The following is a 15,489-nucleotide window of genomic DNA, read 5'->3' on the forward strand; positions in this document are numbered from 1 at the left end:
ACCCGTTGCGTCATGCGACGGTGACGGGTTTCTGCATCCTACCGACGCCCTCTTGACCCTCGTACACTCGGAGCCATGAGCCGCCATTCACGACACCCCGAACTGCACCGCTCCGAGCGCGTCGGCTGGCTGCGTGCTGCCGTACTGGGGGCCAACGATGGCATCGTCTCGGTGGCCGGCCTGGTGGTCGGCGTGGCCGCCAGCGGCGCCTCCGCGGCGACCATCCTGGCCACCGGCGTGGCTGGCACCGTGGCCGGCGCGATGTCGATGGCCGCCGGCGAGTATGTCTCGGTGCAGACCCAGGCCGACACCGAAGACGCCGACCTGGCGATGGAGAAGCGCGAACTGCACGAAGACCCGCACAGCGAGCTGGAAGAGCTGGCCGCGATCTACCGCCACCGCGGCCTGGAGCCTGCACTGGCACGGCAGGTGGCCGAACAGCTCACCGCCCACGACGCGCTGGGCGCCCATGCCCGCGACGAGCTGGGCATCACCGATACCCTGCGCGCCCGCCCGCTGCAGGCAGCGCTGGCCTCGGCCGGCGCCTTCACCTGCGGTGCGGCACTGCCGGTGCTGACCGCGCTGCTCGCACCGGTCGACAAGGTCGCGATGATGACCACCGCCAGCACCCTGCTCGGCCTGTGCCTGACCGGCGCGATGGCGGCCCAGGCCGGCGGCGCACCGCCGGTACGCGGCGCGATCCGGGTGATGTTCTGGGGCGCGCTGGCGATGGCCGCGGCCGCAGGCGTCGGCCGCCTGCTTGGTGCCCACGTGTCATGACCGCCATGCTGCCCCCGGCCACCGCACTGCTGGCCGAGATGGCCAGCCTGGCCGGCTGCGCACGCGCCGAAGGCTATGCATGCATCTCCGCTCGCCGGGAACATGGCGCCAGCTCGGTGGAGATTCCACAACCGCAGTTCGCGATCCTGCTGGAGGGCCGCAAGCAGGTGCGGACCGCACACCAGTCGCTGGAGTTCATCCCCGGCGACATCCTGCTGCTGACCCAGCGCTGCCGCATCGATGTGGTCAACACCCCCGACCCACGCAGCGGCCGCTACCTCAGCGCCATCGTGCCGCTGTGTGCCGAAGTGCTGGCAGCGGCACGCACGCTGTGGAGCGAGGACCTTCCCGCCCCGGGCCAGGCGATGGCGCGACTGCCGTTGATCGATCATGGCGCCGTGCTGCGCCAGTGGCGGCAATCGCTGCAGGACGGCCGTTACAGCGAAGCGCGGCTGGCCCTGGCCTCGCTGGTACTGACCCTGTGCCGGCAGGGTCATGGCAACCTGCTGCTGCCGCAGGCACCGAGCCTGGGCGAACAGATCCGCGACCGCATCGCCGCCGAACCGGCACGCGACTGGCAGTCGCGCGATGTGGAAGAACAGTTCGCGCTGAGCGGCGCGACCCTGCGCCGTCGCCTCGCCGCCGAGGACACAAGCCTGCGCCAGCTGCTCACCGAGGCACGGCTGGCGCATGGCATGCAGCTGCTCTACACCACCGACCTGCCATTGAAGACCGTCGCAGCACGCGCGGGCTACCGGTCCACGGCGAGTTTCAGCAAGCGCTTCGTCGAGCAGTACGGACTGGCTCCCACAGACATTTGAGGGGGTTCGGCAGGGCTGCGCCCTGCACCCGCCGAAGCGAGTGCAAGAGCCGGAGCAACAGCAACAGCGGCTATCCGTGGGATGGCGGGGCGGTGTGGGTGGGCAGGACACGCCGTAAACCCATCCATGGGGGCTCGATGGCGCCATCCATGGCGCCAACGGTCCTGCCCACCCACACCGCCCCACCTCTGACAGATCTCCGCCGGCTGTTGGTAGGTGTCGACCTTGGTCGACACATCTGTCAGATATCGAATGAAATTCCGGGGTCAGATCCGTTTTCCTGCGGAAAACGGATCTGACCCCAAGAGCATTTCCAACAGATCGCGGAAAACTGTCGAAGGCGGGGTGGGTCCGGTTGCGGGGGCGTGAGCGCCATGGATGGCGCGACCGAGCCTACAAGGACGTATTTACGGCGTCCCCCGCAACCGGACCCACCCCGCCATCCCACGGATAGCCGCTGTTGCTTCGGCCGTTGCTCTGGCTCGTAGCAGGTGCAGGGCGCAGCCCTGCAGACACCCCCCCCTTCCCTGAGCATTCCGCGCAGTGGTTTGAGCGCCGCGCACACGCCGGCCGCGGCACGCTATGCAGCAACGGAATCGCCCGTCGTCCACCGAGAACCGCCATGACCCTGCGTTACCTGCCGCTGCACGGCGCCCTGCTGCTGGCACTGTCGTCCCTGCCGCTGGCCGCGATGGCCGAAGCCACCTCGCCCGCTCCCACCCAGCAGGTGCCCGGCGTCTACCACCAGCGCGTCGGCGCGCTGCAGGTCACCGCCCTGTTCGACGGCGTGGTCGCGCTGGGCCGGCAGGAAGTGGTGGACGTGCCGCCGACACTGGTCAGCCGCCTGTTGGAAGGCCGCTACGTACCGGAAGACAAGAAGGGCCTGCAGACCGCGATCAACGCCTTCCTGGTACGCCAGGGCAACCACCTGACCCTGGTCGATACCGGCACCGCGCAGTGCTTCGGCCCCGGCCTGGGCCAGGTGCTGGGCAACCTGCGCGCCTCCGGCGTGGATCCGGCCGAGGTGGACGAGGTGCTGTTGACCCACGCCCATCCGGACCACCTGTGCGGGGTGCTCGACGCGCAGGGCAAGCCGGCCTACCCGAATGCCACCGTGTGGCTGTCCAGGGCCGATGCGGATTACTGGCTCAACCCGGCCAGCGAGGCTTCCGCGCCGAAGGGCGTGCGCTTCGCCTTCCCGCTGGCGCGCAACGCGGTCGCGCCGTACCAGGCCAGCGGCCACCTGCGCACCTTCAGCCCCGGCGATGCCCTGCCCGGTGGCGCGGTGGCGATGGACACCCATGGCCACACCCCCGGCCATGTTTCCTACCGGTTCGACAGCCAGGGCCAGTCCCTGCTGGTGTGGGGCGATGTGCTGCACTTCCATGCGGTGCAGTTCGCGCACCCGGAGGCGGCATTCGAGGCCGATTCGGACCGCAAGGCGGCCATCGCCAGCCGTCGCGGGCTGCTGCAGCAGGCCACCGCCAACGGCTGGTGGGTGGCCGGTGCGCACCTGCCGTTCCCGGGCCTGGGCCACGTGCGTGGCGAGGGCCAGGCCTACGCGTGGGTGCCGGCGGAGTATTCGCCGTTGAAATGAGGTGCCGACCGCGGTCGGTGAGGCTGCCGGCCAGCGGCCGGCACTACCAGGAAGCAGATCGGTAGCGCCCGGCTGCCAGCCGGGCGACCGGAAATACCTTATGCCAGCCCCAGCCAGCCGCCGATCACGCCGCGGGCTTCGTCCACGCCGGTGCGGTCCTCGCCGGAGAACACCTGCACGCTCACGCTGTCGCCATAGGCCGAGTGCAGTTCCTTGCGCACCTTCTGCAGGGACTGCATCTGCTGGCTGCGGCTGAGCTTGTCGGCCTTGGTCAGCAGCGCGTGCGCCGGCAGGCCACGCTGCACGGCGTAGGACAGCATCTGCCGGTCGTAATCCTTCAGCGGATGGCGGATGTCCATCACCACCACCAGCCCCTTCAGGGCCTCGCGGGTGCGGAAGTACTTGTCGATGAAGGCCTGCCAATGCGCCTGCAGGTCCAGCGGCACCTTGGCGTAGCCGTAACCGGGCAGATCGACCAGATGGGCTTCCGGGGTGACCTGGAAGAACACCAGCTGCTGGGTGCGGCCGGGGGTCTTGGAGACACGGGCCAGGGCGTTCTGGCGGGTCAGCGCGTTGAGCGCACTGGACTTGCCGGCGTTGGAGCGGCCGGCAAAGGCCACTTCGGCCCCTTCGTCGGGCGGCAGCTGCCGCACGTTGTGGGCCGAAAGGTGGTAACGGGCGCGTTCGATGAGCAATGACATGTGCCTAGGATCGCATGTTGCGGCGCCGCGCGCCCGTGCCGGCGGCCTCCGTGGCCATTTTGCTGCACTGCTGCGTTGACCGTGCGCAGAAACGGCGTTGATAATCCGGGCGATGCCGGCGGCCACCGCCCGGCCCGGTCCATACGGAGCTTTAGCATGCGCCACGCTCGCGTTCTTGCCGTATCCGCCCTAGCCACTGCTGTAGTCGTTGCCGCTGCTGCGTTCGCGCAGACCACGTTGACCCCGCTACCCGACAACGGGCCGATCCGCACCGCCTCGCTGGAGGTGGATTTCAGCAAGACCCACTGGGGCGATGCCAAGGCCGGCCAGACCAAGGCGACGGCCTGCGCGGCCTGTCATGGTGCCGACGGCAACTCCACGGTGGAGATGTACCCGTCCATCGCCGGCCAGAGCGAACGCTACGTGGCCCAGCAGATGGCCCTGATCGCCAACGGCCAGCGCAGTTCCGGCGCGGCGGTGGCGATGGTGCCATTCGTGCAGAACCTCACCCCGCAGGACATGCGTGATATCGGCGCGTTCTTCGCCACGCAGAAGGCCACCGCCGGCATCGCCGATGACACGGCGGTCACCGAGGGCCCCTACAAGGGCATGAAGTTCTACGAGATCGGCCAGCAGCTGTACCGTGGCGGCGACGCCAAGCGCGGCCTGCCGGCCTGCATGGCCTGCCACGGCCCCAGCGGTGCCGGCAATCCCGGCCCGGCCTATCCGCACCTCGGTGGGCAGCACGCCAGCTATGTCGCGCGCCGCCTGCAGGAGTACCAGGCCGGCCAGACCAACGAGACCGACAAGGCGCACTTCCAGATCATGGCCACGGTCGCGCAGAAGCTCAGCGAGCAGGAGGTGCAGGCCCTGTCCAGCTACCTGCAGGGCCTGCACAACAAGGCCGACGATGTGGCCGCTGCGGCCACGCCGACGCAACCGGCCGCCGCCCCCTGACCACCACTGGTCGGCCCGGGCCGCCACGTCGGCCCACGGCTGCGGTATGTTTCCTTCACGCCGGCGGCTGCGCCGGCGTTGCTTTTTTCAACGGAGATGCGTGTCGATGAGGTTGATTTCCCGCCTGCTGTTGTCCGTGCTGGTGCTGCTGCCGCTGGCAGCCTACGCCGCCACCCCCGCCAATGCCCCGCTGGTCGAGGGCAAAGACTACGAGCGCATCGCCCAGCCGGGCCCGTTCCAGCCGCTGGCCGGCAAGATCGAGGTGGTCGAGGTCTTCGGCTATACCTGCCCGCACTGCGCCCATTTCGAACCACAGCTGGAAGCCTGGGCGGCCAAGCTGCCGGCCGACGTGCGCTTCACCCCGGTCCCGGCCGCCTTCGGTGGCGTCTGGGATGCCTGGGCACTGGCCTACTACGCCGCCGACGAAGTCGGCGTGGCCAAGCGCAGCCATGCCGCCGTGTTCAAGGCCCTGCACGAACAGGGTTCGCTGCCGATGCAGAACGTCTCGGCCGATGAGCTCGCCACCTTCTACAAGGCCTACGGCGTGACCCCGGACCGCTACATCCAGGCCCTGCGCGGCGATGCCGTGCAGAAGAAGGTCGAGGCCGCGCGCGCGTTCGCCCAGCGCACCAAGATCCCGGGCACCCCGGCCATCATCATCAACGGCCAGTACCTGGTGCGCGGCAACAGCTTCGACGACCAGCTGCGCATTGCCTCGGCGCTGATCGCCCAGGCCCGCGCTGCCCGCGGCCGCTGAACCCAGCCCCACCACCGACACGGCGCTGTCGCCGCCGCGTGTCATCATTTCCCCTTGGCCGGCGCCTGCCGCCGGCCCCACCTTTCCAGATGCTGGAGACGTTTCCATGAAGATCCGTTACGCCCTCGCCCTCGCAGCGCTGCTGCCGATCCTGGCCGCCTGCAAGGCCGACGACGGCAGCACCAACACCACCGCGGCCCCGGCCGAACCGGCAGCCGCCCCGGCAGCCACCACCGAACCGACTGCTGCGCCGGCCGCGGGCAGCGAAGGCGCCGCGCCGGCTGCCGCTGAAGGCGAGAAGGCCCCGGCCGAAGCGGCTCCGGCCGCCGCGCCGGCCCCGACCACCGCCGCGTTGACTGGCCCGGCCCCGGTGGAAGGCGCCGACTACCAGGTGATCCCGAACGGCCAGCCGTTCCAGCCGGCCGCCGGCAAGATCGAAGTGACCGAGATCTTCGGCTACGTCTGCCCGGCCTGCGCCGCGTTCCAGCCGCTGGTCGGCCCGTGGAAGGCCGGCTTGCCGAGCGACGTCAACTTCGTCTACGTGCCGGCCATGTTCGGCGGCACCTGGGATGACTACGCCCGTGCCTTCTACGCCGCGCAGACCCTGGGCGTGCAGGAGAAGACCCACGAAGCGCTGTACGCCGCCATCCACTCGCAGAAGACCCTGAAGGGCGAGCGCGGCCGTGACTCGGTGGAAGACATCGCCAAGTTCTACACCGCCTACGGCGTGGATCCGAAGCAGTTCGCCGCCACCATGGGCAGCTTCGCGGTGAACGCCAAGACCAACTCGGCCAAGCAGTTCGCCCAGCGCAGCCAGATCAGCGGCACCCCGTCGATCATCGTCAACGGCAAGTACCTGGTGAAGGGCAAGAGCTTCCCGGACATGCTGCGCATCGCCGACCACCTGATCGCCCGCGAACGCGGTGCGGCCCAGGCTCACTGATCCAAGAGAAGCATTTCCCGGCCGTGAATTCCCCCCGTACACGGACCCTGCGCTTGCTGACGGCCAACATCCAGGCCGGCTCAAGTACCCGCCGCTACAGCGACTATGTGACCCGCAGCTGGTCACATGCGCTGCCGGCGGGTCGCAAGCGCAGCAGCCTGGACGCGATCGCCACCCTGGCGCGCGAACATGACATCGTCGGCCTGCAGGAGGCCGATCCGGGCAGCCTGCGCTCGGGCTTCACCAACCAGACCCACTACCTGGCCCAGCGCGCTGGCTTCAACTACTGGAGCCACCAGCCGAACCGGCGCATGGGCGGGGTCGCCTCCAGCGCCAATGGCCTGCTGAGCAAGCTGGAACCAGTGGAAGTGCAGGACCACGCTCTGCCCGGCCGCATCGGCGGGCGCGGCGTGCTGCTGGCCAAGTTCGGCGACGGTGCCGATGGCCTGGCGGTAGCGGTGGCGCATCTGTCGCTGGGCGCGGGATCGCGGATGTCGCAGCTGGGTTTCATCGCCGAGCTGCTGTCCGACCATCCCAACGCCGTGTTGATGGGCGACTTCAACTGCCTGGCAGAACGCCCGGAAATGCAGGTGCTGTACCAGAAGACCCGGCTGCAGCCACCGGGCTGCATCGTGCCGACCTTCCCCAGCTGGCGCCCTGACCGCGCCATCGACCACATCCTGGTCAGCAGTGGCCTGCAGACCCGCACCGTGGAAGCCGTACCGGCCGCGTTCTCCGATCACCTCGCCCTGGCGATGGCGATCGACGTCCCGGCCAACGCCCTGCGCTGAACCGCCGCCCTGGTAGGTGCGGACCGCTGGTCCGCACGCTCTGCGCCGGCCGCCGCCCGGCGCCCCCCTAAATCGGGGCATAAACGACTTAATCCCCTCCGTCCCCTTTTTTCAGGCGGTGACCGGTACCTTCAACCGCCGCGCGGTCATCGTGCTGCCCACCGAGGCCAGCACCGTGCAGCCGATCGCCAGCCACTGCAGCCCGTGCAGGTGCTCGTGCAGCAGCAGCATCGCCCACAGCGCGGCCACTGCCGGCTCCATGCTGATCAGGATGCCGAAGGTCTCCTTCGGCAGGCGCTTGAGCGCCATCATCTCCAGCGACATCGGGATCGCACTGGACACCAGCGCCACCAGCAGGCCGGCCGCCAGGATCTTCGGATCGAGCAGCGCGGCGCCGGCATGCACCACGCCCACCGGCACCACCACCAGCGACGCCGCCAGCAACCCCAGCGACACCGAATGCCCGGCGTGCAGGTGGCCGGCACGCTTGCCGAATACGATGTAAAGCCCCCAACACGCCGCTGCGCCCATCGCATACAGCACGCCGGCCGGATCCAGCGCCGGGCCGCCGCCCAGCGGCAGCAGCAGCAACAACCCCACCACCGCGCAGCCCACCCAGACGAAGTCGATGGGTCGTCGTGATGACAGCATCGCCACCGTCAGCGGCCCGGTGAACTCGATGGCCACCGCGATGCCGAACGGAATCGTGCGCAGGGCCATGTAGAACAGCAGGTTCATCAGGCCCAGGGTGAGCCCGTAGCGCAGGATGGTGATCGCATCCACGCGGCTGGTCTTCCAGCGCCACGGCCGCCAGAACAGCAGCAGCAACAGCGCCGAGAAGCCCACGCGCAGCGCGCTGGTGCCCTGGGCGCCGATCAGCGGGAACAGGTGTTTTGCGTAGGAGGTGCCGATGGCCAGCGAGGTGACCGAGCCAAGCACCGCCAGCGCCGGCAACATCGGCGCGAGTCGTGAGGTCTGCATGGGCAAAGTCTATTGCGCCAGCGCCGAGCACTTGGCTCAATTGACAGCCCGTTCGTGCAACTTCTGCTCGCCATGGCCACCGCCCCCGTGCTCGACAGCTTCGACCGCGCCATCCTCGACCTGCTGCAGCGGGACAACACCCTGCCGCAGCGCGAGATCGCCGAGGCCGTGCACCTGTCCACCCCGGCCGTGCAACGCCGCATCAAGCGGCTGCAGGACAGCGGCGTGATCGCGGCCAACGTGGCGGTGGTCGCCGCGGCCAAGGTCGGGCGGCCACTGACCATCATCGTCGAGGTGCGCGTGGTCAGCGAACAGCGTGAACGCGTGGCGCCGTTCAAGCGCCGCGTGCAGGACGACCCGGCCGTGCAGCAGTGCTACTCAATCACCGGCGATGGCGATTTCCTGCTGCTGCTTTCGGCGGCGTCGATGGAAGAGTACGAGGCGATCACCGAGCGGTTGTTCGGCGGCGATGACAACATCGAGCGCTTCCGTACGTCGGTCGCGCTGGGGACGTTGAAGCGCAGTTTCGAAGTGCCGCTGCTGCCGGTTCCGTAGCGTCGGAGACCATGAACACACCGTCCTCCCCCGCCCGTCGCCTGCGCCGCTGGTTGCTCGGCCTATGGCTGGCCATTGTCCTCATTGCCGCGTTGATGCTGTGGAACAGCCCATGGGCCGCTGCACCGAAGCTGCTGTGGACGCTCTCGCGGATGCCTCCGGCCGCCGAACTTCCGGTGCCGGTGGAGGGCATCCGTCCCCGGCAGATCGCCGATACGTTCGGCGCTCCGCGTGGCCGTGACCGCTCCCACGCCGGCATCGACATCTTCGCCAAGCGCGGCACCCCGGTGCGCAGTGCCACCGCCGGCGTCATCGCGGATGTCAGCGAGCGCGGGCTCGGTGGCCGCCAGGTGTGGGTGATCGGGCCCGGGCGCGAGCGCTACTACTACGCCCATCTGGACGACTGGGCCCAGGGTCTGGCGCGTGGCCAGGTGGTCCAGGCCGGCGACCTTCTCGGCCACGTCGGCGACAGCGGCAATGCCAAGGGCACGCCGCCGCACCTGCACTGGGGCATCTACGGCGCCGATGGCGCCCGCGATCCGCTGCCGCTGCTGCGCTGAACCCCATGTGCTGCGTCGAGCCCTGCGCGAGCGCCTTCCTTGTTCATGATTTGTAAATAGGAATAGTTCGTATTACCATTTCTTTCGTTTCCGGTGGTGCCAGGACGGCCTGCCCGCCCGTTTCCCACCCGTAGCGCCTCGCCCTCTGGATGCCGGCCGAGCGCGCGTGCTCGTCCAGGACCCCCATGACCCGTTCCGCCTTCCGTATCCCGCAGCCGCAGCGGCTGTCCGTTGCCGTGCTCGTTGCACTCTGCGCCCTGGCCCCGGCCGCCTTCGCCGACACCGCCGCCGACCCGACCACGCTCGACAAGGTGGTGGTCAAGGGCGAACGCGCCGAAGGCTATTCGGTGCGCCGCACCTCGGCCGGTACCCGCTTCGACCTGGCGCCGCGCGAGATCCCGCAGTCGGTCAGCATCATCAGCCACCAGCGCATCGAAGATCAGAAGCTGGACGACATCATCGACGTGCTGGCCAACACCACCGGCGTGACCAGCACCCAGTCCGACAGCGAGCGCACCGAGTTCTACGCGCGCGGCTTCTACATCGATGCCTACCAGTTCGATGGCCTGCCGACGCAGATGGTGCAGAACTGGAGCTACGGCGATTCCGGCCTCGATCTGGCCCTGTACGACCGCGTGGAAGTGGTGCGCGGCGCCACCGGCCTGCTCAGCGGCGCCGGCAACCCGTCGGCATCGGTGAACCTGGTGCGCAAGCACGCCGACAGCGCCGAGCTGACCGGCAGCGTCTCGGTGAACGTCGGCAGCTGGGGCCGCACCCGCACCACGGTGGACGTGGGCAGCGCACTGAACGCCAGTGGCACGGTGCGCGGCCGCGTGATCGGCAGCTACCTGGACACCGACGGCCAAATGGACCGCTACAACCAGCGCAAGACGCTGGGCTACGCCGTCATCGACGCCGACCTGACCCCGGACACGCAGTTGAGCGTGGGCTACGACTACCAGCAGAAGCGCGCCAATGGCGCGACCTGGGGCGGCTTCCCGATGCTGTACTCCGATGGCTCGCGCACGGGCTACGACGAATCGTTCAACGCCAGCCCGAACTGGACCTACTGGGATACCACCAGCAAGCGCGCCTTCGCCACCCTGCAGCACGCCTTCAGCAACGGCTGGAAGTTCAAGGTGGGTGCCACGCACGATGAGACCAAGGCCGACGACAAGCTGTTCTACCCGGCCTACAACGACTGGACCACGGGCGCATCGAACTTCGACAAGACCACCGGCACGGGCATCTCGCCGTCCGCGGGTTTCTACAACACCGAGCGCAAGGTCACGGGCGTCGACGGCTACGTTGATGGTCCGTTCCAGCTGTTCGGCCGCGAGCACCAGTTCATGGCCGGCCTGAGCTACAACAAGCGCGAGTACGCCAACTACGGCGACTACCAGGTCGGTGGCGCCGGCCAGACCTGGGACCCGTTCGCCAGCTATCTGAACTGGACGGGCAACATCAGCGAACCGAACTGGAACCCGCTGGCACTGGCCAGCGAGGGCACCATCACCCAGAAGGCCGGCTACGCGGCCGCACGCCTGTCACTGGCCGACCCGCTGAAGCTGATCATCGGCGCCCGCTACACCGACTGGAAGAGCCAGGGCGAAGGCGCCGACCGCGCGCACAAGGTCACCACGCCCTACGCCGGCCTGGTGTTCGACATCAACGGCACGTACTCCACCTATGCCAGCTACACCGAGATCTTCCAGCCGCAGACGCTGAAGGACCGCAACGGCAGCTACCTCGATCCGGTCGATGGCAAGAGCTACGAAGTGGGCGTCAAGGGCGCATGGTTCGACAATCGCCTGAACGCCTCGCTGGCGGTGTTCCGCATCGAACAGGACAACGTCGGCCAGGCCACCGGTGAACCCGTGCAGGGCAGCCAGAACGAGTTCGCCTATCGCGCCGCGCGTGGCACGGTCAGCCGTGGCTTCGAGTTCGAGCTGAACGGCGAACTGGCACCCGGCTGGAACGCGACTTTCGGTGCTTCGCGCTATGTGGCCAAGGACATCAACGGCGCCGACATCAACACCAACCTGCCGCAGACCGCGCTGAAGCTGTTCACCAGCTACACCCCGCAGTCGCTGCAGGAACTGACCGTCGGTGGCGGTGCCAACTGGCAGAACCGCATCTACTACCCGGTACCGGCCTACGGCCGCATCGAGCAGAGCGGCTACGCACTGGTCAGCGCCTTCGTGCGCTACCGCATCTCGCCGGAGTTCAGCGTGCAGGCCAACCTCAACAACCTGCTGGACAAGAAGTACCTGTCGCAGATCAACGGCTACGGTGCGTTCGGTGATGGCCGCAATGGCTCGCTGACGTTCACCTGGGCGTTCTGATGGAAATGGCGCCGGGCCTGCCCCGGCGCCATCGCGTTGCGGCGGCGACCTTGCAGGTGTAGCTTCGCGCACACGGTGGCTCGCAGTCCTGCCCCGTGCCATGCGGACACATGACGCGCTTCCACTCTCAAGGACGACCTGCCATGCGTACCGGTACGAAACTCGGTCTCTCGCTCACGGCACTGCTCCTGTCGCTGCCCCTGATGATCATCACGGGCAATGGCTATTTCATCCTGCTGCTGTTGATCGGCCTGCCTGCCGCGATCCTGTTCTGGTTCGACCTCGGCCGGGAACTGCGGGCCCTCCCCACACCCAGCCGCGCTGAGCGGGCGCTGGGCCTGGCAATGGGCGTTCCGCAGGTGCTGTTCGGACTGTCGTGCGCGGGAATCGGCCTGATTCTGGTGATCTGGATCCTGTACAACCTGTTGATCGAATCCCGGCCGCACTTCCGCGTTCCGTCACTGCCAGGGTTCGCAGTCGGGCCGATGATGATCGTGATTGGGCTGGGTTGGGCCCGCACCGCGTTTCGCCGCGTGGCGCCCCAGCATGGCAGTGTCGAACAGGAGGCTCCGGACCAGGACATTCCGGATTGACCGCCGATGATGACCGGTGCCGGGAACATCCCGGCACCGGCCGCTTGCATCAGAAGCGCAGGTCCGCGCGCAGGTACCAGTAACGGCCACGCGGGATGTCGTAGGTCGAGGCATCGTAGCCGTTCAACGAGCACGACAGGCAGATCGGCGGATCCTTGTCGAACACGTTGTTCAGGCCCGCGGTCAGCTGCAGCCCCTTCATCCAGTCAATCTTGTAGCCCACCTGCATGTCGTGGAAGGTGGTGGCCGAGAGCGTGTTGGTGCCGGCGGCCTGGTTGCTGCACACCGGGAATGCAACTGCATCGCCGCAGTTCTCGGTCAGCTCGGAGATGTGCCGCACCGTCCAGTTCGCACTCCAGCGGTCCATCGTCCAGGCGATGCTGGCGTTGCTGGTCCACTCCGGGATGGAGCTGTCGGCCACTTCCACGCCCGGCTTCTGCGGCTGCTTCTGCCCCGCCGCGCCGGTGGCTTCGTAACGGCCGACGAAGGTGTTCTTCCAGGCCAGCTTGAACTGGCCGATGGAGCTCTGCGGCAACGTCCAGAACAGGTCCACGTCCCAGCCGTCGGTCTTGATCGAGCCCAGGTTGGTGAGGCGGTTGTTGAAGCTGCTGACCGCGCCGGTGCTGGCGCGGGTGATGCCATCGCAGTACACCGGGTCGAGCGTGTCCACGCACAGGTCCAGCTGGGTCTGCGCGTTGATGGCCTGGATCGCACCGTCGATGGCATGGCGGTAGAAGGTCACTTCCACGTCGAAGCGCTCCGACCACGATGCGTTGTTGCCGAACCACGGGCTCCACACGAAGCCGGTGCTGAAGCTGCGCGAGCGCTCCGGTTCCAGCTCGCGGTTACCGCCGGTGGTCACCGAGATCTGCGAATTGGCCTGCTGGAAGCCAGCCGGTACGCCCAGCGCGGCACAGTTTGCGGCGCTGCCACGCGGCGGCGTACCACCCAGGCCCACCGAGCAAGGATCGAACAGCTGCAGGTCGGCGCGCGCGGCCGAGCCGTACAGTTCGCCGATCGACGGCGCACGGAAGCCCTCGGCGTAGGTGGTGCGCAGCACGAAGTCGTCGGTCACCTGCCAGCGCAGGCCGTACTTGGGTGTGAACTCGCCACCGAAGGTGGAATAGTCCGAGTAGCGGCCAGCCAGGCTCAGGTCCAGCTTCTTGCCCAGCGGCGAGTCGGCGAAGATCGGAACGCTCAACTCCAGGTACGCTTCGTTGACATCATACGAACCGGACGTCGGCTGTGACGGCACGCCGTTGTAGTGGCCGATCACCGTCAGCGGATCAGGCTGGTACCAGCCCTTGTACTTGCGGTACTCGTAACCGCTGGCGAACGACACCGGACCGGCCGGCAGGGTGAACAGGTCGCTGGACAGGTTGGCGGTGAACAGGCTCAGCTCATTCTGGCTGCGATCACGCACCACCGGCTGGATCCACTTCAGCATGTCCGGGGTGATCGAGCCGACGCCGCCGAAGATGTTCAGCGGCACGCAGCCCGGCGTCGCCGCGCACACCGCAGGATCACCCAGCGCCATGTTGACGTTGTAGATGTTGTAGCTGCCGTAGTTGGTCTGCTCGGCCTTGTTCTTGCTGTACATGCCGTTGACGTCCCAGTACCAGCTGCGGTCGGCGGCATGGAAGTTGCCGACCAGGCCGGTGGCCACGTAGGTCGTGTTGACCTCCTGCTTGAACACGCGCGCGCCACCTTCGACCGGGCGGCGGCCGATCAGGCTCATGTTGCCCGAGGACACCAGGTCGAAGCCGAACGGGTTGTACGGGTTCAGGCGCGAGACCACGATGTTGTCGGCCAGCGGGTTGCCGGTGGCACCATCGGGCCCGAAGAACAGCGGTTCGGGGCCGGCCTGGTTGGTCGACTCGCGTCGGTTGCCCAGCGCCTTGATGTACCACTGCACGTTGTCGGTGATGTCGAAGCGGAACTGGCCGAACAGGCCCTTACGCTCGGACGGGGTCAACACCATGTTGTATTCGGCGAAGTTGAAGCGGTCGGCACTGGTGAAGCAGTGGTAATCGTCGGTGCGGTTGCAACCGGCGCTGCCGTCGTAGCGCGGGCTGCTGACGCCGGTGTTGGGCACGATGTCCTGCTCGGCACCGGTGTTGGGGTCGACGAAGGCGAAGCGGCCCTGTGGAATGCCGCCGCTGCCGAAGGCCAGGCCGGTGCCCGGGATCGGGAAGCGCGACTGCTCGCGGTCGCGGGCGAACACCGGGTCCTGCTTGGTCCAGCTGGCACCGAGGAACAGGCTGTAGCGATCACCACTCTTGCCCCACGCCAGGTCCACGCCCTTCTGCGTGCCGTCACCCTTGCTGTACTCACCGTAGTTCAGGGTCACCTGGCCGCCATCGAAGTCGCGGCGGGTGATGATGTTGACCACGCCGGCGATGGCATCGGAGCCGTACAGCGACGATGCACCGTCTTCCAGCACCTCGATGCGTTCGACGATGGCCAGCGGGATGGTGTTGAGGTCGGTGGCCGCACCGACGCCCGATGCGGACGACTCGTTCACCCAGCGGATGCCGTCGACCAGCACCAGCACGCGCTTGGCACCGAGGTGGCGCAGGTCGACCTGCGCCGAACCGGCACCCACGCCGCTGCCATCCGGCGGGAAGCCGAAGTTGCCGGACGAATTGAACTTGGCATTGAGCGCCGAACCGGAACCGGTGAGCTGCTGCAGCACCTCGCTGATCGAGTTCAGGCCGGTGCGTTCGATGTCGCCGCGGGTCAGGGTCTGGATCGGGACCTGGCCTTCGACCTCAGCGCGCTTGATGCGGGTACCGGTGACTTCCACCGCGTCGAGGTTGGTGGTGGATTGTGCAGCGGCACCCAAGGGTGCCAAGGCCATCACGCACAGCGTGACGGCAACCGCCAACGGGCGGTGGTGCAGGTGCTTCATTCGCTCTCTCTCCAAAGGAATGTCGGGACATGGACTGCCGCGCTCCCCCCTGCATGGCGGCAGCGTCTCCTTTGTAAACAAGCGGTAAAAATCACGGCGTGATGATCGACACTATTTCACGCGGAATTGACGCAATTGACGGCCATTTGCGACAAATGAGGGCCGTTTAGAACCGGACGGTACTGTTCACCGCCCTG

Annotated in this window: 14 protein-coding genes; 11 read left to right on the forward strand and 3 right to left on the reverse strand. The window is 67.7% G+C overall.

Translation table 11 applies throughout. From position 1 onward, the window contains the following. Nucleotides 1-75 precede the first annotated feature (75 nt). From EGM71_RS17380 to EGM71_RS17390, 3 genes are all read left to right on the forward strand, one after another. A complete protein-coding gene (locus tag EGM71_RS17380) occupies nucleotides 76-780 on the forward strand; it encodes a VIT1/CCC1 transporter family protein (RefSeq protein ID WP_100440123.1) in 705 nt (234 codons plus the stop codon). Further along, nucleotides 777-1,601, forward strand: coding sequence for a helix-turn-helix transcriptional regulator (locus tag EGM71_RS17385; protein ID WP_188485976.1), 825 nt, complete (start codon nucleotides 777-779; stop codon nucleotides 1,599-1,601). The genes EGM71_RS17380 and EGM71_RS17385 overlap by 4 nt, the downstream gene beginning before the upstream one ends. A gap of 622 nt (nucleotides 1,602-2,223) precedes the next feature. Continuing rightward, nucleotides 2,224-3,198 carry an MBL fold metallo-hydrolase gene (locus tag EGM71_RS17390; protein WP_188485978.1) on the forward strand — a complete coding sequence of 325 codons (975 nt, stop codon included), beginning with the start codon at nucleotides 2,224-2,226 and terminating at the stop codon, nucleotides 3,196-3,198. A gap of 98 nt (nucleotides 3,199-3,296) precedes the next feature. On the opposite strand, the gene yihA is transcribed toward EGM71_RS17390, so the two are convergent. Beyond that, entirely contained in the window at nucleotides 3,297-3,899 is a 603-nt protein-coding gene (gene yihA, locus EGM71_RS17395) for a ribosome biogenesis GTP-binding protein YihA/YsxC (RefSeq protein ID WP_126930274.1), read from the reverse strand. A 156-nt stretch (nucleotides 3,900-4,055) separates the two neighbouring features. Here yihA and EGM71_RS17400 point away from each other — a divergent pair, with 156 nt between their 5' ends. The 4 genes from EGM71_RS17400 (at nucleotide 4,056) to EGM71_RS17415 (ending at nucleotide 7,347) form a co-directional block, all read left to right on the forward strand. Continuing rightward, entirely contained in the window at nucleotides 4,056-4,856 is an 801-nt protein-coding gene (locus EGM71_RS17400) for a c-type cytochrome (protein ID WP_049442872.1), read from the forward strand. A 106-nt stretch (nucleotides 4,857-4,962) separates the two neighbouring features. Further along, a complete protein-coding gene (locus EGM71_RS17405) occupies nucleotides 4,963-5,613 on the forward strand; it encodes a thiol:disulfide interchange protein DsbA/DsbL (RefSeq protein ID WP_049442871.1) in 651 nt (216 codons plus the stop codon). Between the two features lie 106 nt (nucleotides 5,614-5,719). After that, nucleotides 5,720-6,556, forward strand: a complete 837-nt coding sequence (locus EGM71_RS17410) for a thiol:disulfide interchange protein DsbA/DsbL (RefSeq protein WP_188485980.1) — start codon at nucleotides 5,720-5,722, stop codon at nucleotides 6,554-6,556. A 53-nt stretch (nucleotides 6,557-6,609) separates the two neighbouring features. Continuing rightward, a complete protein-coding gene (locus EGM71_RS17415; protein WP_170871753.1) occupies nucleotides 6,610-7,347 on the forward strand; it encodes an endonuclease/exonuclease/phosphatase family protein in 738 nt (245 codons plus the stop codon). 111 nt (nucleotides 7,348-7,458) lie between these two features. Here EGM71_RS17415 and EGM71_RS17420 read toward each other — a convergent pair whose 3' ends face one another. Then, entirely contained in the window at nucleotides 7,459-8,328 is an 870-nt protein-coding gene (locus EGM71_RS17420) for an EamA family transporter (RefSeq protein ID WP_049447799.1), read from the reverse strand. A 72-nt stretch (nucleotides 8,329-8,400) separates the two neighbouring features. Between EGM71_RS17420 and EGM71_RS17425 the strand changes: the two genes are divergently transcribed. The 4 genes from EGM71_RS17425 to EGM71_RS17440 all read left to right on the forward strand — a co-directional run bounded on the left by EGM71_RS17425 (nucleotide 8,401) and on the right by EGM71_RS17440 (nucleotide 12,381). Then, nucleotides 8,401-8,883 (forward strand): Lrp/AsnC family transcriptional regulator, encoded by a 483-nt coding sequence (locus EGM71_RS17425; protein ID WP_188485982.1) that lies wholly within the window; start codon nucleotides 8,401-8,403, stop codon nucleotides 8,881-8,883. 11 nt (nucleotides 8,884-8,894) lie between these two features. Continuing rightward, nucleotides 8,895-9,443 carry a M23 family metallopeptidase gene (locus tag EGM71_RS17430; RefSeq protein ID WP_188485984.1) on the forward strand — a complete coding sequence of 183 codons (549 nt, stop codon included), beginning with the start codon at nucleotides 8,895-8,897 and terminating at the stop codon, nucleotides 9,441-9,443. Nucleotides 9,444-9,628: 185 nt separating this feature from the next. Continuing rightward, nucleotides 9,629-11,788 carry a ferric-rhodotorulic acid/ferric-coprogen receptor FhuE gene (gene fhuE / locus EGM71_RS17435; RefSeq protein ID WP_188485986.1) on the forward strand — a complete coding sequence of 720 codons (2,160 nt, stop codon included), beginning with the start codon at nucleotides 9,629-9,631 and terminating at the stop codon, nucleotides 11,786-11,788. Between the two features lie 143 nt (nucleotides 11,789-11,931). Further along, the gene (locus EGM71_RS17440) at nucleotides 11,932-12,381 is read left to right on the forward strand and encodes a hypothetical protein (RefSeq protein WP_188485987.1); all 450 of its coding nucleotides are present in this window, start codon (nucleotides 11,932-11,934) and stop codon (nucleotides 12,379-12,381) included. Between the two features lie 49 nt (nucleotides 12,382-12,430). Here the strand turns inward: EGM71_RS17440 and EGM71_RS17445 are convergent, their stop codons facing one another. Continuing rightward, nucleotides 12,431-15,292 (reverse strand): TonB-dependent receptor, encoded by a 2,862-nt coding sequence (locus EGM71_RS17445; RefSeq protein ID WP_188485989.1) that lies wholly within the window; start codon nucleotides 15,290-15,292, stop codon nucleotides 12,431-12,433. Nucleotides 15,293-15,489 lie beyond the last annotated feature (197 nt).

Source organism: Stenotrophomonas maltophilia, from assembly GCF_006970445.1.
Taxonomy (GTDB): Bacteria; Pseudomonadota; Gammaproteobacteria; order Xanthomonadales; family Xanthomonadaceae; genus Stenotrophomonas; species Stenotrophomonas maltophilia_AU.

Coding starts and splice junctions, on each gene's coding strand:
- EGM71_RS17445 (WP_188485989.1), bottom strand. CDS start 15,292: ATGAAGCACCTGCACCACCGCCCGTTGGCGGTTGCCGTCACGCTGTGC.
- EGM71_RS17440 (WP_188485987.1), top strand. CDS start 11,932: ATGCGTACCGGTACGAAACTCGGTCTCTCGCTCACGGCACTGCTCCTG.
- EGM71_RS17425 (WP_188485982.1), top strand. CDS start 8,401: ATGGCCACCGCCCCCGTGCTCGACAGCTTCGACCGCGCCATCCTCGAC.
- fhuE (WP_188485986.1), top strand. CDS start 9,629: ATGACCCGTTCCGCCTTCCGTATCCCGCAGCCGCAGCGGCTGTCCGTT.
- EGM71_RS17390 (WP_188485978.1), top strand. CDS start 2,224: ATGACCCTGCGTTACCTGCCGCTGCACGGCGCCCTGCTGCTGGCACTG.
- EGM71_RS17430 (WP_188485984.1), top strand. CDS start 8,895: ATGAACACACCGTCCTCCCCCGCCCGTCGCCTGCGCCGCTGGTTGCTC.
- EGM71_RS17405 (WP_049442871.1), top strand. CDS start 4,963: ATGAGGTTGATTTCCCGCCTGCTGTTGTCCGTGCTGGTGCTGCTGCCG.
- EGM71_RS17400 (WP_049442872.1), top strand. CDS start 4,056: ATGCGCCACGCTCGCGTTCTTGCCGTATCCGCCCTAGCCACTGCTGTA.
- EGM71_RS17385 (WP_188485976.1), top strand. CDS start 777: ATGACCGCCATGCTGCCCCCGGCCACCGCACTGCTGGCCGAGATGGCC.
- EGM71_RS17380 (WP_100440123.1), top strand. CDS start 76: ATGAGCCGCCATTCACGACACCCCGAACTGCACCGCTCCGAGCGCGTC.
- yihA (WP_126930274.1), bottom strand. CDS start 3,899: ATGTCATTGCTCATCGAACGCGCCCGTTACCACCTTTCGGCCCACAAC.
- EGM71_RS17410 (WP_188485980.1), top strand. CDS start 5,720: ATGAAGATCCGTTACGCCCTCGCCCTCGCAGCGCTGCTGCCGATCCTG.
- EGM71_RS17420 (WP_049447799.1), bottom strand. CDS start 8,328: ATGCAGACCTCACGACTCGCGCCGATGTTGCCGGCGCTGGCGGTGCTT.